16 protein-coding genes are annotated in these 22,721 nt (G+C 33.8%); 11 read left to right on the forward strand and 5 right to left on the reverse strand.

The features are described from left to right. Positions 1-43 precede the first annotated feature (43 nt). The 4 genes from ACFSC2_RS02160 to ACFSC2_RS02175 all read left to right on the forward strand — a co-directional run bounded on the left by ACFSC2_RS02160 (position 44) and on the right by ACFSC2_RS02175 (position 5,578). The gene (locus ACFSC2_RS02160) at positions 44-616 is read left to right on the forward strand and encodes an adenylate kinase (protein WP_057114947.1); all 573 of its coding nucleotides are present in this window, start codon (positions 44-46) and stop codon (positions 614-616) included. 201 nt (positions 617-817) lie between these two features. After that, entirely contained in the window at positions 818-2,092 is a 1,275-nt protein-coding gene (locus ACFSC2_RS02165; protein ID WP_379815989.1) for a hemolysin family protein, read from the forward strand. A 102-nt stretch (positions 2,093-2,194) separates the two neighbouring features. Beyond that, the gene (obgE, locus tag ACFSC2_RS02170; protein WP_379815990.1) at positions 2,195-3,196 is read left to right on the forward strand and encodes a GTPase ObgE; all 1,002 of its coding nucleotides are present in this window, start codon (positions 2,195-2,197) and stop codon (positions 3,194-3,196) included. Between the two features lie 237 nt (positions 3,197-3,433). After that, positions 3,434-5,578: a S46 family peptidase gene (locus ACFSC2_RS02175; protein ID WP_379815991.1), complete on the forward strand. Its 2,145-nt coding sequence runs from the start codon at positions 3,434-3,436 to the stop codon at positions 5,576-5,578. Between the two features lie 103 nt (positions 5,579-5,681). Here ACFSC2_RS02175 and ACFSC2_RS02180 read toward each other — a convergent pair whose 3' ends face one another. Further along, positions 5,682-12,215, reverse strand: a complete 6,534-nt coding sequence (locus ACFSC2_RS02180; RefSeq protein ID WP_379815992.1) for an alpha-2-macroglobulin family protein — start codon at positions 12,213-12,215, stop codon at positions 5,682-5,684. Positions 12,216-12,344: 129 nt separating this feature from the next. Here ACFSC2_RS02180 and ACFSC2_RS02185 point away from each other — a divergent pair, with 129 nt between their 5' ends. The 5 genes from ACFSC2_RS02185 (at position 12,345) to ACFSC2_RS02205 (ending at position 16,694) form a co-directional block, all read left to right on the forward strand. Then, complete coding sequence (locus ACFSC2_RS02185; protein ID WP_379815994.1) at positions 12,345-13,031, forward strand: tetratricopeptide repeat protein; 687 nt, start codon at positions 12,345-12,347, stop codon at positions 13,029-13,031. Between the two features lie 24 nt (positions 13,032-13,055). Continuing rightward, a complete protein-coding gene (locus tag ACFSC2_RS02190) occupies positions 13,056-14,411 on the forward strand; it encodes a UDP-N-acetylmuramate--L-alanine ligase (RefSeq protein WP_379815995.1) in 1,356 nt (451 codons plus the stop codon). Positions 14,412-14,562: 151 nt separating this feature from the next. After that, complete coding sequence (radC, locus tag ACFSC2_RS02195; RefSeq protein ID WP_379815996.1) at positions 14,563-15,252, forward strand: RadC family protein; 690 nt, start codon at positions 14,563-14,565, stop codon at positions 15,250-15,252. Between the two features lie 3 nt (positions 15,253-15,255). Beyond that, positions 15,256-15,942 carry a YjjG family noncanonical pyrimidine nucleotidase gene (locus ACFSC2_RS02200; protein WP_379815997.1) on the forward strand — a complete coding sequence of 229 codons (687 nt, stop codon included), beginning with the start codon at positions 15,256-15,258 and terminating at the stop codon, positions 15,940-15,942. Between the two features lie 2 nt (positions 15,943-15,944). Beyond that, positions 15,945-16,694 carry a hypothetical protein gene (locus tag ACFSC2_RS02205; protein WP_379815998.1) on the forward strand — a complete coding sequence of 250 codons (750 nt, stop codon included), beginning with the start codon at positions 15,945-15,947 and terminating at the stop codon, positions 16,692-16,694. A gap of 52 nt (positions 16,695-16,746) precedes the next feature. Here the strand turns inward: ACFSC2_RS02205 and ACFSC2_RS02210 are convergent, their stop codons facing one another. After that, positions 16,747-18,024, reverse strand: a complete 1,278-nt coding sequence (locus ACFSC2_RS02210) for a replication-associated recombination protein A (RefSeq protein ID WP_379816000.1) — start codon at positions 18,022-18,024, stop codon at positions 16,747-16,749. A gap of 170 nt (positions 18,025-18,194) precedes the next feature. Between ACFSC2_RS02210 and ACFSC2_RS02215 the strand changes: the two genes are divergently transcribed. After that, on the forward strand, positions 18,195-18,965 hold the full coding sequence (locus tag ACFSC2_RS02215) for a rhomboid family intramembrane serine protease (RefSeq protein WP_379816001.1): 771 nt from the start codon (positions 18,195-18,197) through the stop codon (positions 18,963-18,965). A gap of 61 nt (positions 18,966-19,026) precedes the next feature. After that, the gene (locus tag ACFSC2_RS02220; protein WP_379816002.1) at positions 19,027-19,530 is read left to right on the forward strand and encodes a hypothetical protein; all 504 of its coding nucleotides are present in this window, start codon (positions 19,027-19,029) and stop codon (positions 19,528-19,530) included. Positions 19,531-19,532: 2 nt separating this feature from the next. Here the strand turns inward: ACFSC2_RS02220 and ACFSC2_RS02225 are convergent, their stop codons facing one another. The 3 genes from ACFSC2_RS02225 to ACFSC2_RS02235 all read right to left on the reverse strand — a co-directional run bounded on the left by ACFSC2_RS02225 (position 19,533) and on the right by ACFSC2_RS02235 (position 22,721). Then, positions 19,533-20,336, reverse strand: a complete 804-nt coding sequence (locus ACFSC2_RS02225) for a DUF2490 domain-containing protein (protein WP_379816003.1) — start codon at positions 20,334-20,336, stop codon at positions 19,533-19,535. Positions 20,337-20,392: 56 nt separating this feature from the next. Next, the gene (rlmB, locus tag ACFSC2_RS02230; protein ID WP_379816004.1) at positions 20,393-21,127 is read right to left on the reverse strand and encodes a 23S rRNA (guanosine(2251)-2'-O)-methyltransferase RlmB; all 735 of its coding nucleotides are present in this window, start codon (positions 21,125-21,127) and stop codon (positions 20,393-20,395) included. 79 nt (positions 21,128-21,206) lie between these two features. Beyond that, positions 21,207-22,721, reverse strand: a complete 1,515-nt coding sequence (locus ACFSC2_RS02235; protein WP_379816005.1) for a SusD/RagB family nutrient-binding outer membrane lipoprotein — start codon at positions 22,719-22,721, stop codon at positions 21,207-21,209.

Below are 22,721 nucleotides of genomic sequence, written 5' to 3' on the forward strand. Positions count from 1 at the left end.
TAAAGACTTCTGAAAGACAGAAGTAACAACACTCATTTCAATTATGATTAACATCGTTTTATTTGGAAAGCCTGGTGCAGGAAAAGGAACTCAGGCAGAATTTTTAAAAGAAAAATACAATTTAACACACCTTTCGACTGGAGATATTTTTCGTTTTAATTTAAAAAATGATACTGAACTAGGAAAAAAAGCAAGAGTTTTTATGGACAACGGAGAATTAGTTCCGTGCGAAGTGACAACTGCAATGTTAATTGATGAGGTAAAAAAACACCCAGATACAGCAGGATTTTTGTTCGACGGTTACCCAAGAACAATCAATCAGGCAGAAGCTTTAGATAAATTTTTGCCAACAATTGGTTCAAGCGTAACGGCAACAATTGCTTTAGAAGCTGACGACGAAATTTTGGTGGCACGTTTACTAGAAAGAGGAAAAACAAGCGGAAGAGCTGACGATCAGGACGAAGAAAAAATTCGCGTGAGATATCAGGAATACAACGAGAAAACAGCACCGCTTATTGGATATTACAAAGAACAAAACAAGTTTCACGCCGTAGATGGTATCGGAACTATTGAACAAATTACAGAGCGATTAACGTCAGTTATAGATAATTTGTAGAAGCTTTTTCCAGCTGTACGTTACAAGTCCTCGCTAAAAAAACTATTTTTCCAAACCATAAAACGAGCTTCCTCCGGTCGCTGTTTTCTGGCAGGAAAAATTATTTTTTTTAGCTCCGGGCTTTTCACTTCCATCTGGGCTAGAAATTAAGATTGCGAATTTTTTTTAACGAGACTATTTTATAACGAATCCCCAAATCAATTGGAAATACTAATTATATTTTTTCTAATTCTCTTAAACGGAGTTTTCTCCATGTCTGAAATCGCATTGATTTCGGCCCGTAAAAACAGGTTGGAAACCGCAGCGAAAAAAGGCAATAAAAGTGCTAAAACGGCACTCGATTTAGCCAATTCGCCAAACAAATTTTTATCAACAGTACAAATCGGAATCACCTTAATCGGAATTTTGACCGGTATTTATTCTGGAGATAAAATAACGGCAGATGTAGAGCTTTTTGTTGCAGGTTTTGCAGCATTAAAACCATACGCACATTCAATAGCGGTAGGAATCGTAGTTGTGGTATTGACATTTTTCTCTTTAGTTTTAGGAGAATTACTTCCAAAACGTATCGGATTAAATTACCCAGAATCGATTGCTAAAATGGTCGCAATGCCAATGAAAGTAATTTCGATAATTACGGCACCATTTATTTGGTTGTTAACTTCATCAACAGATTTTTTATTGAATGTTTTGCAAATAAAACCAACTGCTGACGGAAAAGTAACCGAAGAAGAAATTAAAGCAATCATCAAAGAAGGAACAGAAGTTGGAGAAGTTCAGGAAATTGAACAAGATATTGTAGAACGTGTTTTTCATATTGGTGATAGAAAAGTAAGTTCGTTAATGACGCATAGAAAATCTGTTGATATGCTGCCATTAAAAGAAGACAAAGCAAAAATTAAAGAATTGGTGGTTCAGGATTTACATGCCGTTTATCCGGTTTACAATTCAAATTACGATGATATTGTTGGTGTTGTAACACTTAAAAATATTTTCGCAAACATCGAAAATGATAATTTCGATTTGTCTGCTATAATGTCTGATGCGCCTTATTTAATGGAACAGACTACGGCTTACAAAGCGTTAGAAAATTTCAAAAAAACAGGAGTTCATTACGCATTAGTTTCAGACGAATACGGCGTTTTTCAAGGTATGATTACGTTAAATGATATTTTGGAAGCTTTAGTTGGAGATGCCTCTGAATTTTATAAAGACGAATTTCAGCTTATCGAAAGAGAAGACGGCACATGGCTGGTTGACGGACATTATTCGTTACACGATTTCTTAACGTATTTTGAGTTAGACGAATTAACCAACGATTACGAAGTAAACACAGTAAGCGGAATGATTATGACGGAGCTTTCTCATATTCCAAAAGAAGGAGAAAAATTGGTTTGGCAGAAATTCGTTTTAGAAGTCGTAGACATGGACGGTGTTAAGATTGATAAAGTGCTTGTAAAAGCGCTTAAAGAGTAAAGAGAATTTTGTTTCAAGTTTAATGTTTCAAGTTTCAAGCTGCGCAATGCATAACCTGAAACCTGAAACTTGAAACCTGAAACTTTTACATAAACAAAAACAATGACAGAAGGGAATTTTGTAGATTACGTTAAGATATATGTTTCTTCCGGAAAAGGAGGAAAAGGATCTACGCATTTACATAGAGAGAAATTTATTGAAAAAGGTGGTCCAGACGGTGGAGACGGTGGTCGTGGAGGACATGTATATTTAGTAGGGAATAAAGGACTTTGGACATTATTTCATTTAAAGTTTGCGCGTCACATTAAAGCTGGTCACGGTGGAGATGGTGGAGGAGACCGTAGTACAGGTGCAGACGGAGATGATAAAATTATTGAAGTGCCACTGGGAACTGTTGTAAAAGACAAGGAAACTGGTGAAACACTTTTTGAAATTACAGAACACGGAGAAAAACAAATCCTTGCAAGAGGAGGAAAAGGTGGTTTAGGAAACTGGCATTTTAGAAGTTCTACCAACCAAACACCACGTTACGCACAACCAGGTTTGTTAGGCGTAGAAATGGATGTTATTTTGGAATTGAAAGTTTTGGCAGATGTGGGTTTAGTAGGTTTTCCAAACGCTGGAAAGTCGACTTTGCTGTCTGTTTTAACTTCAGCAAAACCAAAAATTGCCGATTATCCGTTTACGACTTTAAAACCTAATTTAGGAATCGTGGCATACAGAGATTTTCAATCTTTTGTAATTGCTGATATTCCTGGAATTATTGAAGGTGCTGCAGAAGGAAAAGGTTTAGGACATTATTTCTTACGTCATATTGAGCGTAACTCTACTTTATTATTTTTAGTTCCAGTGGATACGCCAGACATTAAAGGGGAATATGATATTTTAGTTAATGAATTAACAAAATACAATCCTGAAATGTTAGACAAAGAACGTCTTGTCGTGATCTCAAAATGCGATATGCTCGATGACGAATTAAAAGCAGAATTGAAAGCAGAATTAGATGTCTCTTTCAAAGATGTTCCATATATGTTTATTTCATCTGTTGCACAGCAAGGTTTGACAGACTTGAAAGATAAACTTTGGAAAATGCTTAATGAATAAAGTTCTAAGTTTCTAAGTTACTAAGTTCAAAGAAAAAACTTAGACTCTTAGAGACTTAGTGGCTTAGTAACTTTAAAAAAGAAAGGCGTTCTATTTTTAGAACGCCTTTTCTTTTTTAAAACAATGTTAAATTCTTAGTAAAAGACTAAAAAAACGAAAACATGTGCAATTTTGAGTTTGTTTTGAGTGGAATAATTATAAATATGCGCTATATTCGCGTCACTTAAACAAAATAACATGAAAAAAGTAATTTTATTCTTGACCATGTGCCTAATGGCTCTTCCTGTAAAAGCCGATGAAGGAATGTGGTTTTTGATGTTTATCGAAAGATTGAACCATAGAGATATGGAAAAAATGGGCTTGCAATTGACGGCTCAAGAAATTTATAGCATTAACAATCATAGTTTGAAAGATGCAATCGTACAGTTTAATGGAGGTTGTACTGCTGAGATAGTTTCTAACAGCGGATTGGTTTTAACAAATCACCATTGTGGTTATAATGCAATTGCAGAACTTTCGTCTGCAGAACAAAACTATTTAAAAGATGGTTTTTGGGCCAAAGACAAAAGTGCCGAAATGAAGCCAAAATCTTTATACGTTCGTTTCTTCGTTCGTATGGATGATGTTTCTAAAAGAATCTTGTCAAAAGTAAATGATTCAATGACGGAAACAGAAAGAAACACAGTTATTCAACAAGAAATTGCTTTGATTGAAAAAGAAAACAGCGAAAACGGAAAGTACACCGTTTCTGTTCGTCCTTTCTTTCAAGGAAATGAATATTACTATTTTGTTTACCAAGATTATACAGACGTTCGTTTAGTGGGAACTCCACCGGAAAGCGTTGGTAAATTTGGCGGCGATACAGACAATTGGGAATGGCCTCGCCAAACGGGAGATTTCTCTATGTTTAGAGTTTACGCTGACAAAGACGGAAATCCAGCTGCTTACTCTAAAGACAATGTGCCTTTAAAACCAAAACATTATTTACCTGTAAGTATTAAAGGTACTAAAGAAAATGATTTTGCAATGATCTTAGGTTATCCAGGAAGAACAAACCGTTGGATGCCGGCAGGAGGAATCGAGCAAAACATTAACTACGCTTATCCTGCGTGGGTTGAAGGTGCTAAAACAGGTATGGATGCTATGAAAAAGTATATGGATAAAGATGCAACTGTTCGTTTACAGTATGCTTCTAAATATGCTTCGACTGCAAACTACTGGAAAAACCGTCAGGGAATGATCGATGCTTTAACAAAAGCAGGAACGGTTGATGCTAAAGCTGCGCAAGAAGATAAATTCTATGAGTGGGCAAGTAAACCTGCAAATAAAGAAAAGTACGAAAATGTAATTCCGACAATTAACGAATATTATAAAGAAACAAACATAAAAGCGCGTCACGATAATTATTTGACACAGCTTTTACGTACTTCAAGTTATGCAACTGGACCAGCTAATCTTGGAAATGCATTAATTGCTTATTACAAAGAAAATGATGCTAAGAAAGCAGAAATGCTTCCTAAGATCAATGTGATGGTTGAAAGTATCTATGGTGATTTCTACGCTCCATTAGAAAAAGACGTTTTAACAGCACAATTAAATTTATATGCTGCAAAAGCTGGAGAATATGGACTTGCACCTGAAGTTGCAAAAATGAAGAAAACTAACAATGGCGATTTTACTGCAGATGTAACAAAAGCAACAGAGATTAGTTATTTTACAACTAAAGAAAAAGTATTAGCTTTCTTGGCAGATCCAAAACCATTGGCGATTGTACACGATCCGTTATATATTATTTCTAATGATTTATTGACAAAATACCGTGCTAAATCAGACGATCAAGCAAAAGCTGATGATGGTTTTGCAATTGCTTACCGCAAATTAGTTGAAGGTTTAAGAGAGTCAAAATTAAATGCGATTAAATACCCAGATGCAAACTCTACTTTGAGATTGACTTACGGAAAAGTTCGCGCGTTGCCTGCAGATCCTCGTAACGATGCTAAAATCAATAACTATACTGATATGGAAAGTATGGTTAAAAAATACAAAGCAGGAGACGCAGAATTTGATTTGCCTTCTCGTTTGTTAGAATTAAACAAAGCAAAAGATTACGGGCAATATGCTGATAAAGCAGGTTATATGCCAATCAATTTCTTGACAGATAACGATATTACAGGAGGGAACTCAGGTTCACCAGTTCTTAACGGAAAGGGAGAATTAATCGGAATTGCTTTTGACGGTAACATCGAAGCAATGGCTGGAGACGTTATTTTTGATTCTAAATTACAAAGAACGATCAACGTAGATATTCGTTATGTACTTTGGATTATCGATAAATACGCTGGTGCTAAAAACATCATCGACGAATTGACGATTGCTAAATAATCTCAATTCTGATTATAAATATCAAACCCGACAAGTTTCAGAGACCTGTCGGGTTTTTTGTTTTTTTTCGCCACGAATTCAATTGGAATTTGGAATTTAAAACTTAATTAACTTTCACTCGGATTCCTTTTGTATGGCTTGTAAATTCTGGAGCATACATGCTTTCAATTGTAGTAATTCCGTTAGAAAATTGACCGCTGTTATTTACACGAATGTCATATTCAATAACATAAGTTCCTTTGTTGATTTGATCAAAGAAGAAATGCGTTGCGGCATCTTTTGTACTCATATAAAAACCTAATCCGTTTTTGTATTGATATTCTGAAAGTACATTTACAGGCTCAAAACAAGAAGCGCGCATATCTTTTAAATGAATAAATTCTACATTTTCTTTAGTCGAAATAACCAGTCTTACAGTTACTAAATCGCCAATTTTAAAAGGATTTTTAGAAGTTATTCTTTCTAATTTATCTCCTTTCAAAGTATTCTTTTTAAAATACAATTCTTTTGAAACAGATAAAACAGTGCCTTTATTAGTTTTGATTTTATCTAAATCTTCAAAATACTGCCAGTAAACACCGCCAAATCCAGGTACTTTCGATTTGTTTTCGATACTTATAGAAGCCATTTCTTTCTTTACTTCATCAGCTTTCCAGTTTAGTTTGATGTAACCTGTTTCGGCCTCTTTCTCGTTTTCGGCTAATTTTTTGGTCATGATTTTTTCATCGCCCAATTTTATAACCGTATTGTCCTTTACAGAAAGCCAATCAGTTCCCTGCATCAATAAGGCATAAATGGCTTCTGTTGTTGATTTTGTTGTCGGCCAATTTTTGGTTTGTTTGTTTTTTAACAACCAGACTTTCATCGCATCAACCGATTTGGTGTCTTTAGTAACTTCAGCGAAAGCCTCAATCAATAATGCCTGAGTTTCAATCGGAGCTTGATACCAATACCAGCCCGATTTATTGGCTATCCAATACATTCCCCAATCTTCGTTGTTAGATGAAGTTTCTTTTAAGCTTTCGATGATTTTTTTAGCACTTTCTTTCTCTTCAAAACGATTTAAAGTCAGAGCTGCTAATCCTTTTTCATAAAGAGAATAATTCAACCATTCTTTTTTAGCAGTTTCCAAATATAGTTTTGAAGCTTTCTTCAACGTATCAGATAATGGGTATTTATCCAAATAAAAACTTCTCGTATACAAATAGTGTAAATCAGAATACGGATTAATCCAGATTAATTTGTCTGTTGTTTTTAGATTTTTGACTCTCTCTTTATGATAGCTTAAAAATTTATTATCTAAGTACGGAATTCCAGTTTTAGCAATTTCATCAATTTTTGAGGCATCGGTTTTACTTAGTTTTTCTAAATGCCCTAAGCCAGCCAAAATATGTCTGGTAATGTATTCGCTTTCGTAATCGCCACCAAACCAAACAAATCCTCCAGAAGCTTTTTGTTTTTGTTTTAATTTATCAAAAGTGGCTTCTTGCGAGCTTTTCATTTTTTCTAAATCGAATAAAAGTGCTAAGTTTTTCTTCTTTTCCTCTTCATTTTGTGCGTCATTAAGCCAAGGTGTTTCGGCTAGAATAATTGATTTTAATTCCTCATTTTCTTCCAATTTAGAATTTAGTTTTCCGTCTTTTCTCCAATTTTCAAAAACACTGGCAATTTTCGGATTACTCGAAATGATTTCAGAAGCCAAAGCATTTGCATAAAATCGGGCAAAAGTCTGTTCTGCACATTCATGTTCGTATTCCATCAAGTAAGGGAGTGACTGAATCGCAAGCCAAGTCGGATTAGAAGTGTATTCTAAAGTAAATTGATGATTTCGTAAAGTTGTTGAATTGTTATTTTTAAGATTCTCAAACGTATATTCTTTTTTAGAGTTGTCACGAACCCAAATCGGAATACTTTCTGTAACCAGCATATTGTTTGTCAAGACGGGAAGAATGTTTTCTTCGCCATCAGAATAATTTCCAGCTTTAGCTAGTATTTTGTACTGAGCGCCTTGAAGTCCTTCTGGAATTGCAATTTTCCAAGTTGCTGTTGTATTTCCAAATGAACCAATCGTGAAGTTTTTGACATTTTTTGCATTTAGCATTTTTGTATCGATTGGCTGCATGGTCACGGCATCATAAAATTGTAGTATTGCAATTCCGGTTTTAGCTTCGGCAGTAAGATTTGATATTTTAGCACTGATCACAATGGTATCTTTTTCTCTTAAAAATCTAGGGAAATTAGGCAGTACCATTAACTCTTTTTGAGTAACAACGCTTTTTTCTAAATAACCTGAAACAGCTTCTTTGTTATGCGCAAGCAAACGAAGTTTCCAAGCTGTTAAAGCTTCTGGCGATGTAAATTCAAAACTTACTTTTCCGTTAGAATCTGTTTTTAAGTTTGGATAAAAGAAAGCAGTTTCAGAGAGATTTTTTCTGGCTTTTACCTGCGTTAAGGCTTCAAGCGATTTCTTGGTCGAAATAAGAATCGCACCGCCCGAACCTTTATCTCCGTAAATGGCGATGGCTTTTTCTTTATTCAGGAAGTCGATATCTAAGAAATCGTCTGGATTTATTTTTTCGAAATTTTCTTTTGATGAAATTTCTCCATCAATTATATACAAGGTCGAAGTACTGATTACCATTGAAGTTAATCCGCTTACAATTTTTTTACCTGGAACAAATTTTATTTTGTTAGTTGTATAGTAATATTGAATACTATCCGATACTATTTGGACTCCTGGAACAACTCTAGAGAACATTGCACCCGCATCTTCTTTTGCATTTTCTGCTGCTATTATTTTTGTACCAGCAATAGTTTGTGAAGCATAAGTAAGCGATTTTTTTTTCTGAACGCCATAGGCAGTAACAACAACTTCTTCGAGATGACTAGAGTCATCTTCCATGGTTTGATTTACAGTTTTAGCATTTGTTACAACAACCGATGTGTTTTTTAAGCCGAGAAACGAGAAAACTAATTCTTCACCAGCAACAGCTTCAATTTGATAATAACCGTCAAAATCAGACATAGTGGTTCTTTTTGTCCCTTTTACAGTTATAGATACGCCTGGGAGTTCTGATCCATTTGTGTCAGTTATGATTCCTGAAATCAATTTTGCATCTGCTGGCGTTTTTACTTTTTTATCGAGCAGTTTTAAATATTGACTTTGCTGATAAGCAGCATTTGTGTTATTAAAATCAAAACCAAACCAGATCAAATTGGTAGATTCGCTGGTAAACTGAATTTGAGGCGCGTAGGTATTTAAATTTTCTATTCTTTTATAAATTGTACCAAATCCTAAAACTGATTTTCTATTTCCAAAATTATAATTGTATTCATGAAAAGCGGGGCTGTCCCACAGTTTTACGCTGAATTTATCTAACGAACTGTCATACATAGAGGCTAAAACTTCAGCTTCTTTTTGGGTATTGGTAGCTTTTAGTTGAAATGACCAATTTTCAAAACTTCCAGGCTCAATTTTATTTCTGAAAGTTGATGTTTTCCATTCTAATTTTGGCATTTCGCTTTTTAGAACAACTTGTAATTCATCGCTAAAATATTGATTTTCAAAAATGCTTTCAAACTCTATTTTCAATAATTTTTCAAATTCATTTTTAAGTGGAATTTTAATTAAAAGTTCATTGTTTTGAAGGTGATTGGTTCCTTCATAAAATAATTCATTTTTATAATTTCCCGAAGTTGTTACGTACAATTCTTGAATAGGTGAAGTTAGTTTTACACGAACAAAGCCATCTTTCTTCGGGTCCTCGTTCATCTGCTGAGCTGTAAATAACCTGCTCGGATTAAACTTATCTTTGCTTTGTGTAAGCTGAAAATTTGTAGTTGCTTCAATTGGATTTTTAAAGCTGTCTTCGGCACTAAAAACAATTTTGTAGTTTCCAGATTTATAATTTGAAATAAAATCCATCGGAATAGTTTTGTCTTTTTCGGTGTCCACTTTTTTTGAGAAAACCAATGTCTCTAAAGGTTTTTCTTCTAATTCCTTTCCATTAATTTCATATGGGAATAATTTTTCAAAATCGTGATCTGAGATGGTTTCTATTTCTGGTTTTTCTCCATTTCTTGTTTTAAATTTATTTAAAAATGGATTCAGAAAATATACTTTTACTTCGCCTTTTGCCGCTTTAAATTCGGCGTTAAGGTTTGTGCTAGTTAAAATAATTTCGTTATTATCTTTGGTTTGAATTTTGTTCGGAAGCCCAATTCCTAACATTAAATCATGATAACCTACTTTTATTTCTGTTTGAGCATCATGCGTCTCACCATTAATATCTGTAATGGTGACATGAATTTCATAAGTATAAATTGGTAAATCTTTTTTTTGCGAATCTTCAGGTGGGAGCGCAGTAAAATCAATTACAAATTTGCCTGAAGCGTCAGTTTTTGTTTCTCCGTCGGCTATTTCTTCTTCATCTTCTCTTCCGTAATAATTTTTTGAATAACTAGTGTAACGTCTAACAAAATATTCTACGGCAGCTTCAGAAATAGAACTTCCTGCAAAAGCTTTGGCGGCCCCATTTACTTTTACGGATTGATTAACCTGAAAAGTTTCTTTTTTGGGATCAAACTTAACTTCAAATTTTGGGCGCTTATATTCTTCAACATTAAATTCAAGTTTAGAATCTTCAAATTTTACATTTTCCCAAAAAGGAGAAATAGCTTTTGTGTTATTTTTTTTATAATTATTCGATTCATCAATACTTATTTTAAACCTACCTGTTAAGCCGTTTTTAGGTAAAATAAAATCTCCTGAGAAAGATCCGAACTCATTTGTAGTCACATCAAATTCTTTGTATTCATTGTCATCAGCATCTTCAATTAGAATTTTAAAAGGAGTATTAGGCAGGACACTTGTTTTCTCATTATTTTTCTGAATTGCAATACCTTTAAAATATACCGTCTGACCTGGTCTATAAATCGCTCGGTCAAGATAAAATTCTACTTTTGCTTTGAGATTATTTATTTTGTCCGACTGATAATTGTAGTTGCGTTGTATATAGTTGTTAATTATTGAAATGGTATCATTTCCTAAAGAGAATTCGGTCGTTTCGTAATGTCGATAATCTTTATCTTTTTTATACGAGGCCATACCGTTTTGATCGGTTTTAGAAGTAAATCTAGGAGATTTAATCGTTACATCTTTTAGAGGTTTTCCTGTTTTTCGGTCTACAACTTGATAGGTTTCGGTTAAGTTTACTTCTGATGCCAATGCCGAAAGATTAGATACGGTCATTGTTTCATACGCAAAAGCTTTCTGGTTTTTTGCGTCGCTTTCACTTTCAAAATAAACTAAGTAAGAACCAGTTCTTAAATTTGGCAACAGCACTTCTGTAGAATGTTGAAAATAATCTTTTTGGTCTTTTAATTGATATGTTTGGGATATTTCCGGCTTATTGTTTTTTGTAATTGCTTCAACCTCGGCATCTCTTGGATTTTCATATCGATTGAAAAAGAGTACTTTTTTTTGATCAATTTTGTAAAAAGAAACTCTGAGCTGATTTACATTTTTGTATTGAATAAAAATACGTGCGTTTTCATTATTATAAATGTATTTTTGAAGCTGAACACTTATAAATTTTGTGAGTAGTTTTCGTTTTTGGCTTATGGCAGTTTTATAGGCATTCGATCTGTTGGCAACTTGAACAATACTATCTAAAGTGGTAATCGCTTTAATGTTATAATCTGGATTTGTTTGTTTTGAAGCAAGCGGAAGAAAGTATTGAACTTTTTCTAATTGAATTTTTTGAATTAATATTTCTTCCTTCGCTCTTCTTTGAAGGCTTTCCAGTGCTTTGAAATAATCGCTGTCAGTTTCAAATAAATACGTTTTACAAAATAGTAAACGTTCAAGTTCATTATTTAAAGAGGGATAATTGCTTTCTTTTTTTTGATATAACGAAATTAGAAAACGAAGATTTTCATCTCTTATAAAATCTAAATTTAGTTTTGTAAAATCGTCGGAGCTTCCATACAATTCTTTTTTATAAGGAATGAAAGAACTCTTTAAGATTGCCCAAGTAATCAGCTTTTTGGTGCGAAAAGAAATGTTTTCATTTAAAATATAATGAAACAGACTTTCATTATTGAATTTTTCGGATAACGAATAATCAAAAATAGATTCGTAACGAGATAGCAGTGTGTTTTTTAATAAAGTTTCATTTTCAAGCGTCTGCTTTAACGCATTGTCGATTTGATCGTTAAAATTCTTTTCAGTCCAAGTTAGAAAATCATCAGAAAGAATATCAACATTCGTTCGCTGTCTGATTTTATAGTTATTGATTCTCAGATAGTCATTTAAAGATTTGGCATAAACAATATTTAAAATTGCTTTAGAAGGAAATGAAACCTGATTAATATTCGATTTTAAATTGCTTAAAATTTTATTCTGAGCATTTTCCTCTAAAATCATTAGATATTTTGACTGATAGAAAAAACATTTTATTAATTGAACTTCATCTTTTTTAGCGACGGCTTTTTTGTAGATCTCGGCAACAATTTTGTCTGCGGATTTTATTTTTCCTTCTTTTTCGAGAGTCACAACCATGTCCCATTTTTTATCGGATTGTTGTGCAAAAAGCGTGGCAGATAAAAATAAGAATACAATTAGTATATTTTTCATAAATCAGTTTTCTTTTATAGATGGTATTTTCGATTAAAAGGTTGGAATGTTTAAAAATAATTTTCGTACAAATTAGTAATTTATCTCAAAAACCAAAATAAGCATTTGATATTTCGTTATTTTTGAAACATGAAAAAACTGCTGCTTCTTTTTTTAATTGTGCCGATTTTTTGTTGGCCGCAATCTAATTTTGAAAAGGCAGAAAAATTATTTCATTCAAAAAAATACGATGAGGCAAAAGTGCTTTTTGAATCGGTTTTAAAATCTAAACCTTCGGATGTTAAGACCCTCGATTATTTGGGAGAAATTGCAGGCCACAAAAAATCTTGGGTTGAGGGTGCTTCTTATTTTAAAAAACTAACAGAATTAAAACCCAATAATGCAGATTATTTTTTTAAGTATGGAGGCTGCCTTGCAATGCATTCTCAAGAGGTAAATAAAATAAAAGCGTTCGGAATGGTAGGCGATATCAAAGAAGCCTTTGAAGAAGCAATCCGACTCAATCCAAAACATGTGCAGTCAAGGTGGGCATTGATCGAAATTTATCTGCAATTGCCCGGTATTTTAGGAGGAAGTGAATCTAAAGCAATCGAATATTCGAATGAATTGGCGCAGTTTTCTCCTGTTGATGGATATTTGTCGAGAGGAAGAATTGAGGAATATTTCAAACGTTATGATGCAGCCGAAAAAAATTATAAAAAGGCGCACGAAATTGGTAATTCAAAAGTTACATTTCAAAAATTATATAATTTATATTTGAACAAATTAAAAGACCCTAAAAAGGCGCAGGAATTGAAACGAAAATTTGAAGCTTAATCTTCATTCTATAATAAAAAATAAATGAAAACACATTTCATCGCCATTGGCGGAAGCGCGATGCACAACCTTGCATTAGCTTTACATAATAAAGGATATCAAGTTACAGGAAGTGACGACGCGATTTTTGAACCTTCAAAATCTCGTTTGGAGAAAAAAGGAATTCTTCCTGCAGAAATGGGTTGGTTTCCTGAGAAAATTACTGCTGATATTGATGCGGTAATTTTAGGGATGCATGCCAAAGCTGATAATCCAGAATTATTGAAAGCGCAGGAGTTGGGTTTGAAAATCTATTCATATCCAGAATTTTTGTACGAGCAGTCTAAAAACAAAACTCGTGTTGTTATTGGTGGTTCGCACGGAAAAACAACCATTACTTCGATGATTCTTCATGTTATGAATTACCATAACATTCCAGTTGATTATATGGTTGGAGCGCAATTAGAAGGTTTTGACACGATGGTGCACCTAACCGAAGAAAATGATTTTATGGTTTTGGAAGGTGATGAATATTTGTCTTCTCCAATAGACAGAAGACCAAAGTTTCATTTATACCAGCCTAATATTGCTTTGATTTCTGGAATTGCCTGGGATCATATTAATGTTTTTCCGACTTACGAAAATTACGTAGAGCAATTTGAAATTTTTATTCAAATGATTACTAACGGAGGTATTTTGGTTTATAACGAAAATGATCCAGAAGTAAAACGCGTTTCTGAAGCCGCAACAAATCCGATTAGAAAATTACCTTACAGCACGCCAAATTATACAGTTAGCGATGGTGTAACACTTTTGGAAACTCCAGAAGGAGATATGCCGATAGAAGTTTTTGGAGCTCACAACTTAAATAATCTTGCTGGAGCAAAATGGATCTGCCAAAATATGGGAGTTGATGAAGCCGAATTCTACGAAGCAATTGCAAGTTTTAAAGGAGCATCTAAACGTTTAGAGAAAATTGCAGAAGGAAAAGGAAAAGTAGCTTACAAAGATTTTGCACATTCTCCAAGTAAAGTTGCAGCGACTACTAAAGCAGTAAAAGAGCAATATCCAAACAGAACTTTGGTTGCTTGTTTAGAATTGCATACTTACAGTAGTTTGAACGCAGCATTTTTAAAAGAATATGAAGGCGCTTTGGACAATGCCGATGTTGCAGTAGTTTTTTATTCGCCAGATGCAGTGAAAATTAAACAACTGGAAGAAGTGACATACGAGCAAATCGCAAAAGCTTTTAATCGCGAAGATTTAGTAATTTATACTAATCCAGCGGAATTTAAAGATTATTTATTCAATTTAAATTTAGAAAATTCAGCTTTACTTTTAATGAGTTCTGGAAATTACGGAGGTTTAAATTTTGATGAAGTAAAAGGGTTGATTGAATAATAAATTAGTCAATTAGAAAATTAGAGAATGTGCCAATTGTTTTTACAGTTGGCACTTTTTTTTATGATTTAAATTATTAAAAAGCAATAATAATTTGAAAGTTTTTTCTTATTTTTAATATCTTCGCCTCTTTTTTAAATTTATAGTACTTATGGAAAAATCTAATTTTCCAATAACAGATTGGTCTGAAGATGACAAGCCTCGCGAGAAATTAATGTTGAAAGGAAGAGAGGCATTAAGTGATGCAGAATTAATTGCAATTCTGATCGGATCGGGAAGTCGTGATGAGTCTGCTGTTTCTTTAAGCAAACGAATTTTAGCCAGTGCAGGAAATCTAAATACGTTAGGAAAAATGTCTATTACTAATTTAATGCAATTTAAGGGAGTGGGCGAAGCGAAAGCCATTTCTATTGTTGCTGCACTAGAATTGGGCAGAAGGCAAAGAAGTGAAGATGCATTACAATTCAAAAAAATAACTTCGAGTAAAGCTGTTTTTGAAATAATGCAGCCAATTATCGGCGAACTTCCTCATGAAGAATTTTGGGTGCTTTTTCTTAATAATTCAAACAAGGTTATCTCTAAGTCACAATTAAGTAAAGGAGGTATTGCAGGAACAGTTGTAGATCTGCGATTGGTTTTTAAATTGGCTTTAGAAAATGGTGCTACTGGTTTGATTTTGTGTCATAATCACCCCTCAGGTGAGCTAAATCCAAGTAATGCAGACAAACAGATCACAAAGAAAATTAAAACTGCAGGAGAAATATTAGATGTTAAAGTTTTGGACCATTTGATTATAACTGAATCAAAATATTATAGTTTTGTAGATGAAGGAATATTTTAATGTATGAATACCAAAATAACAGACATTTTTTTTGATCTTGATCACACGCTTTGGGATTTTGACAAAAACTCAGAAATGGCTTTTGACCGAATTTTTAAAAATAAATGTACAGAAATCTGCACTCAGGATTTTATTAAGCACTACATTCCGATAAATCAGGAATGCTGGAGATTGTATCAAAACGATAAAATAACACACCAAGAATTGCGTTACAACCGTTTAAAGTTTTCTTTTGATGCATTGAATTATGCAATGTCAGATGAAAATATTCTTGCAATTGCAAATGATTACATCGAGTTTCTGACCGATAATAACTTCCTTTTTGATGGAGCGATTGAAGTATTGGAATATTTAAAGCCAAAGTACAATCTTCATATTATAACCAACGGCTTTGCAACTGTTCAGGATAAGAAAATTGCAAATGCGGCGCTGGGAGGTTATTTTACTACTATTACAAATTCTGAATTGGCTGGTGTCAAAAAGCCAAATAGTATTATCTTTGATTATGCTGTTAATTTGGCCAAAACTTCAAAAGAAAGTAGTATCATGATTGGTGACGATCTTGATGCGGATATTCATGGAGCTTTGAATGCAGGTCTCGACGCCATTTTTTTTAATGATAAAAAGATCGAAATAACCGAAAATTTCAAACAAATAAACCATTTATTAGAACTCAAAAAATACTTATAACTATGAAAATTAAATTTTTACTGACTGCACTTCTTTGCTCAGTTATCGGATTTGCACAATCTGTTAATGACTACAAAGCGGTTATTATTCCATTAAAATACGATTTTATTAAAAAAGAAAACGAATATCGTCTTGCAACGCTTACTAAATCAAATTTAACAAAAGCAGGTTTTACGGCTTTTTATACAACAGAAGAGCTTCCTGCAGGTTACAATGACAGATGCGGTCTTTTATATATCGACGTTAAAAAAGATAATGCTTTCTTAGTAACAAAACTATTTGTTCAGCTTAAAGATTGTTTCGGAAAAGTGGTTTATACTTCAGAAGTTGGTAAAAGCCGTGAAAAAGATTATGAAGTTGCTTACAGAGAAGCGTTAGAAAATGCTTTTACATCTGTTATTGCTTTAAAATATAAATACAGCGGTAATGCGCCTGTAACGCCTACGCAAGTGGTAACTGCAACGACACTTCCAGTTGTGGCAGCAAATACTCAAACAGCTTCTGTTACAACTCCTGTAGCAAATATGTCAGATCCAAATCTGCTTTATGCGCAGCCAACAGAAAACGGGTATCAATTAATTGATAAAACGCCAAGAGTGGTTATGAAGTTGTTAAAAACATCACGACCAGATTCTTTTATCGCAATTAAAGAGGGAATTCAAGGTACTTTAAACGCAAAAGACAATCAATGGTATTTTGAATATTACCAAAATGATAAATTAGTTTCAGAAAAAGTTTCTGTTAAGTTTTAGATTAAGATGTTTAAACCTCTATCAAGAGAGCAAAAACAATAAACATATAAGATTAATATCCGTATTTATCTTTCCAGCGGTTCTTTAAAAATTCGCGGGTGCTGTTCTCTCTAGAATTGTTCCCCGGATTGTAAAGAACCGTTTCTTTTACAGCATCAGGAAGAAATTCCTGATCTGCAAAATTATTGGCGTAGTCGTGAGAATATTTATATTCTTCTCCGTAACCCAGTTCTTTCATTAGTTTGGTAGGAGCATTTCTTAAATGAATCGGAACAGGAAGATCCCCTGTTTGTTTTACCAACTGCTGTGCGTTTCCAATAGCAAGATAAGAAGCGTTGCTTTTTGGTGATGTTGCCAAATAAATAGCACATTGGCTTAATATAATACGGCTTTCGGGATAACCAATTGTCGTTACAGCCTGAAATGTATTATTGGCCATGATTAATGCTGTTGGGTTTGCGTTGCCAATATCTTCGCTGGCAAGAATCAACATTCTTCGGGCAATGAACTTTACATCTTCGCCGCCTTCAATCATTCTGGCAAGCCAATAAACAGCGCCATTAGGATCGCTTCCTCGAATAGATTTTATAAAGGCAGAAATAATGTCATAATGCTGCTCTCCAGTTTTGTCATACAAAACCGTATTCTGTTGTACAAGTTCAAGAACTCTATTATTGGTAATGATGATTTCGTCTCCTGCCGAAGCATTTACGACAAGTTCAAATATATTAAGCAGTTTTCGTCCGTCACCGCCAGAAAGTCTTAAGAGCGCTTCGGTTTCTTTTAAAACAATGTTTTTAGAAGCAAGATAAGTATCTACTTTCATCGCACGATGCAGGAGAGATTCTAAATCGGCTTTTGTAAAAGCATTTAAAACATAAACCTGACAGCGTGATAAAAGCGCGGGAATAACTTCAAAACTTGGATTTTCTGTAGTAGCTCCAACCAAAGTAATCCATCCTTTTTCTACCGCAGCCAAAAGTGAATCCTGCTGTGATTTGCTAAATCGGTGTATCTCATCAATAAATAAAATCGGATTTTTTGCTGTAAATAAACCGCCACTTTGTTTTGCTTTATCAATTACTTCGCGTATGTCTTTAACCCCAGAATTTATGGCGCTTAAAACATAAAATGGACGTTTGGATTCTTGTGCAATAATCTGCGCCAAGGTTGTTTTTCCGGTACCGGGAGGTCCCCAGAATATTAACGAAGGAATAATTCCTTTTGAAATTTGTTGTGTTAAAGAGCCATTTGGTCCGACCAAATGATGCTGGCTGACATAATCTTCTAGTTTTTGTGGGCGAATTCGCTCTGCTAAAGGTGCTTCCATTTTGTAAAATTACTGTTTTAAGATTTAAATTTCATTCATAAAAAAGTTAAAACAACTGCTATCAAGAAGGATTGTTCCAATCTGAGACATTTTTCTTTTGCTATGACAAATTATCAGTAAAATATTTTTGGATAGTTTTTTGATTTAATCTCTTTAAATGAATATGTATCATGAATGACAGCCAGTTTAAGTTTTCAAATGCCGTTATTGGACTTCCAGGTCTTTTTGTTTTATTTCTATGGGTTATTTATTGGCTTCAAATTCGATTTGACTTCGATTTTTATCAACACGGAATCTACCCTAGAAATCTAGAAGGTTTACAAGGTGTTTTATTCAGTCCTTTTATTCACCAAAACTTAGATCATCTTTATAATAATTCAATTCCGCTTTTAATTCTACTTGCGGCACTTCAATATTTTTATCCTAAACAAACTTTAGGTGTGGTAATTTATGGTATACTATTTTCGGGCTTAATTACGTGGATTATCGGCCGAGAAAATTTTCATATTGGCGCCAGCGGATTAATATACGTTCTAGTCAGTTTTATTTTCTTTAAAGGACTTCAGACCAAATATTATCGCTTAGTTGCTTTATCTCTTTCTGTCATTCTTTTGTACGGAGGAATGATCTGGTATGTTTTTCCAGATGTTGATCAATCTATTTCTTGGGAAGGACATTTATCTGGTTTCATTACGGGTTTTGTATTAACCCTATTTTATAAAACACCAGAATATACTAAACCGTTAGTTTACGATTGGCAGCAACCTGATTTTGATCCAGAAAATGATCCTTTCATGAAACATTTTGATGAGAAAGGAAACTTTGCTCCAAAACCAAAACCCGATCCCGAAGATGAATTTGGAATAGAACAAAATTATTTCACATCAAATTTTCCAGTAAATTATATCATTAATAGAACAGATAAAGAAGAAGAAAATTAGCGAAAGGTTTTTTAATGTAAATTAAGTAATTTTGTTAAGAACCATTTTTAAATTACTTACAATGAAGAAAATCAGCTTTTTAGTTTTATTTGGTTTTGTTTTTTTGAGTTTTGATTTAACGGCACAATGTGAAATTAAAAATAAAGTTCAAGCCGACGGAAGTATGGTTTATTTTTTTGAACCAAAAGCTTTTTATACTACGCAGTCGAAATCTTTAAAAATTAATATTGTTACAGATAAAGAACATTATTTTATTGCGCTCCAGCCAACTCCGTTTCCTGATAAAAAAGAAGGGAAGAAAATAAAAGATGATTTGATTATGCATCTGGCGAATAATAAAACCTATAAGTTAACGCATTATGATACGCAATACAGGCAAAATGATTCTGTAATGCAGGTTTTGTATTTAATGGAAGATAAAGATATCATTGATTTTTCTACTTATGAAGCTGTAACTGCCGAAATTAATATGCAGGGAACTGAATTTATACGAGATTATAATTTCAAACTGCATAAAGGGGCAATTATGAAACAGTTGCAATGTTTTCTTAAGAAAGAAGATTAAGTTTATTCTGTATCAGTTGCGGTAGAATGTTCTTGTTCGTTTCTTTTCTTCTTAATGTTTTTTAGAAGATTGTTAAAAGTAACACTAAGAGATGCAGCATTTGTGATTTGATTGCCATTACTTCTTGGGAGATATTCGTTGCAATAGGTAAGTTCGACCTGAAAATCGTCTGTAAACAAATAACCAGCACCTACGTTTAAACGATTTCTATCAAAAAAACTTTCTCCTGTTACTTTGGCACCCGATTTTAAATAGATTTCGTCAGATGCAATGGCATATACTACGCCGCGACGAAGTATTTTACTGTTTAATGGTTTAAGGTATTTTAGCTGGTGACGATACCGAAAAACATTTTCATAATCGTCATCTTGATTTCTCATGTGCCGAAACTCAGCTCTCATTCTGGTGCTTAAAGTATAGCCTGTCTTATGAAAATAGTAAATTCCTTGTAGTGCGAAGCGCCATTCGGGCGATTCAAATTGTCCAATTTCTGGAACATCTTTGTTGCTAAAGTAGGCTAGAAAAGCAGATAGTTTCCATCGTGGATTTAAATAATAATGTCCCCAGCCACGAACAGATCTTTGGATGGTGTTTTCAAATAAATTTGAAGAAGATTCGGTACTACTATATGCGGCGCCGAGATTAAATTCTGCCGACCATTTTTCGTTTATAGTTCTATTGAACTGAAACTCATTCCAAAATTGATTATATGTTGTGTTTTGTCCGTAGCTTTTCGAATTACAAAAAGCAACAGACAAACAACATAATAATTTAACCAGCGATATTGAATTAGATTTTGAAAGCATTAATTAAGTGTTTTTAATTATTCATTCTCATCTTCACTTTCAATTCAGTTCAAATTTTAACTTCTTTGGCGGACAGTTTCGTATAAAAAGGCACCACAGGCCACAGAGACATTTAATGATCCGATAGAGCCAAACATTGGCAGTTTTGCTTTTTCGTCTACAATTTTAAGTACAGAAGGATTAATCCCTCTATCTTCAGATCCCATTATAATAGCTACAGGTTCTGATAAAGATACGTCATATATATTTTGATCTGTTTTTTCAGTAGCCGCTACAGTTTTAATTCCAGAACCCTGCAGGTAAAAAATAGCGTCTTTAATATGTTCTACCTTACAGATCGGAACATTAAAAACGGCTCCAGCAGATGTTTTTACAGTATCGCCGTTAACAGGTGCAGATCCTGCTTTTTGAACAATGATTCCGTTAACGCCAGTGCATTCGGCAGTTCTTATTATGGCACCAAAATTTCGAGCATCCGAAATTTGGTCTAATATTAAAAATAAAGGTTTCAATCCAGATTCAATTGTAGATTCAACTAAATGTTCTAAATCGATAAAACCAATTGGTGATATTGTTGCAACAGCACCTTGATGGTTGTTTGGCGTAAGACGATTTAGTTTCTCAACCGGCACATATGAAAAGTTAGTGTTGGCTCTTTTCATGACCTTCATTAAATCTTTCATTAATTCTCCAGAAATCTCTTTTTGGATGAATACTTTATCAACTTCTTTTCCAGCCTGAATCGCTTCTATAATGGCTCTAATACCGAATATTTGGTGTTCTTTTTCCATGGAGCAAATATAGCTATAATGTTTATAAAAAAAAACCGCTCTGAAAAGAGCGGTTTTGGTATTATCAAGGGGTATAAAACTATTTTACGTCCCAGAAAATTTTTGTTGTTAGAAGATTTCCTCCAATAGCATCTGAAGCTGCGCTCCAGTTTGCGCCATTTACTGTTTGTTCAACAGTTGGATATGTATACCTAACAGGTACTTTTTTGTCTGATGCAGGAACAGAACTTGCATTAGAAATTAAGATTGGGAAATCTAATCTTCTATAGGCAGTCCATGCTTGGAAGCTTCTGTTGTATAAAGCAATCCATTCTTGGTATCCAATTTTTTCCTGCCAAGTACCAGTTCCAGTTCCTGGGAAACCAGTAAGAGGAGTAGTTGCAGCAGTAGCATAAGCTACTTGTGGATTAGCTAAGTAAGCAGCTGTTTCTTCAGGAGAAACTCCCCAATAGTTACAAGATAATGTAATTGCTTGGGTGTAGTAGTGTTCTACAGTATTTCCAACTACAAAATTTCTAGCAGCAGCTTCAGCTAAATAGAAATTAGTTTCGAATGCCTCAATTAAAACTCCAGGAGCTGATGGATTTTTGATTACATCACCAACATGAGAATATGTACTTTCGTAAGGAAGTGAGTTACGACCTCCAGGAATTCCACCAACATAAGTTCCGTCCTCCATTGGAGTAAAGAATATTGGCCTTCTAGGATCAGACATAGCATTCATTCTGTTTACCAATGTGTTTGCAGGAACGTTATCGTTTCTTTGGCTCGCTACTAGGTTGTCAAAAATTGGATTGTAGTTTGGAGCAAAAGAAGCATAAGTTAATAATGCATTATTAGCATTTGTTAATAAAAGACCTGAGTTATAAGCTGATTCTGCAGTAGTTTTTGCTAAAGCAGGATTTAAATCAGCAATGTTAATGGCTAATTTAAGCTTTACAGTATTTGCAAAAAGTTTCCATTTTGCAACATCACCTTTGTAAATCAAATCACCAGTATCAAAACTTGCACCTGTTGCATCTAATTGAGCAATTGCTGCATCAATACGAGCAATTAGCTTAGTATAGATCTCTTCACCATTATCATATTTAGGTAAGACAATTGTTGGGTTTTGTAAAGACTCACTATAAGGAACGTCTCCAAAAGTATCCACCAAAATTTGATAAGTATAAACTCTTAGTACTTCAAGAATAGCAACTTTATTTTGCTGCTGTTTTTGCCAGTCACTTGCAGACGTTGCGTCTGGTTTTGTTTGAGCTTTTAAAACTTCCTCAGAAGTTTTTAAATTGCCTAAAACGTCTTGGTATAATTTTGTCCAGTGTGTATCAGGAATTAATCTTGTTGTTAAGTTATATCTTGATTCAGCAGGATATAATGTTGCAGCCCAGTATTGAACGTAGTAACGTAATGGGTTGTTATTAACACTTGGAGTTGTTAATTGGTCTGATAATTCTTTTTGTGCATTTGACAATAATGATTCAGCAGGAACATCATAAGATTTCTTGCCGTCGTCATTAAAGTCTTCATTATCACTAACACAGCTCGAAAGAGATAAAAAGGTTAGTGTTACTATTGATAAAAATATTTTTTTCAT

It is taken from the genome of Flavobacterium artemisiae (genome assembly GCF_042678225.1).
Classification (GTDB): domain Bacteria; phylum Bacteroidota; class Bacteroidia; order Flavobacteriales; family Flavobacteriaceae; genus Flavobacterium; species Flavobacterium artemisiae.

Bases quoted from the DNA above. Each gene is read 5' to 3' on its own strand.
- ACFSC2_RS02160 (WP_057114947.1), top strand. From the start codon at position 44: ATGATTAACATCGTTTTATTTGGAAAGCCTGGTGCAGGAAAAGGAACT.
- obgE (WP_379815990.1), top strand. From the start codon at position 2,195: ATGACAGAAGGGAATTTTGTAGATTACGTTAAGATATATGTTTCTTCC.
- ACFSC2_RS02175 (WP_379815991.1), top strand. From the start codon at position 3,434: ATGAAAAAAGTAATTTTATTCTTGACCATGTGCCTAATGGCTCTTCCT.
- ACFSC2_RS02180 (WP_379815992.1), bottom strand. From the start codon at position 12,215: ATGAAAAATATACTAATTGTATTCTTATTTTTATCTGCCACGCTTTTT.
- ACFSC2_RS02185 (WP_379815994.1), top strand. From the start codon at position 12,345: ATGAAAAAACTGCTGCTTCTTTTTTTAATTGTGCCGATTTTTTGTTGG.
- ACFSC2_RS02190 (WP_379815995.1), top strand. From the start codon at position 13,056: ATGAAAACACATTTCATCGCCATTGGCGGAAGCGCGATGCACAACCTT.
- radC (WP_379815996.1), top strand. From the start codon at position 14,563: ATGGAAAAATCTAATTTTCCAATAACAGATTGGTCTGAAGATGACAAG.
- ACFSC2_RS02200 (WP_379815997.1), top strand. From the start codon at position 15,256: ATGAATACCAAAATAACAGACATTTTTTTTGATCTTGATCACACGCTT.
- ACFSC2_RS02205 (WP_379815998.1), top strand. From the start codon at position 15,945: ATGAAAATTAAATTTTTACTGACTGCACTTCTTTGCTCAGTTATCGGA.
- ACFSC2_RS02210 (WP_379816000.1), bottom strand. From the start codon at position 18,024: ATGGAAGCACCTTTAGCAGAGCGAATTCGCCCACAAAAACTAGAAGAT.
- ACFSC2_RS02215 (WP_379816001.1), top strand. From the start codon at position 18,195: ATGAATGACAGCCAGTTTAAGTTTTCAAATGCCGTTATTGGACTTCCA.
- ACFSC2_RS02220 (WP_379816002.1), top strand. From the start codon at position 19,027: ATGAAGAAAATCAGCTTTTTAGTTTTATTTGGTTTTGTTTTTTTGAGT.
- ACFSC2_RS02225 (WP_379816003.1), bottom strand. From the start codon at position 20,336: ATGCTTTCAAAATCTAATTCAATATCGCTGGTTAAATTATTATGTTGT.
- rlmB (WP_379816004.1), bottom strand. From the start codon at position 21,127: ATGGAAAAAGAACACCAAATATTCGGTATTAGAGCCATTATAGAAGCG.
- ACFSC2_RS02235 (WP_379816005.1), bottom strand. From the start codon at position 22,721: ATGAAAAAAATATTTTTATCAATAGTAACACTAACCTTTTTATCTCTT.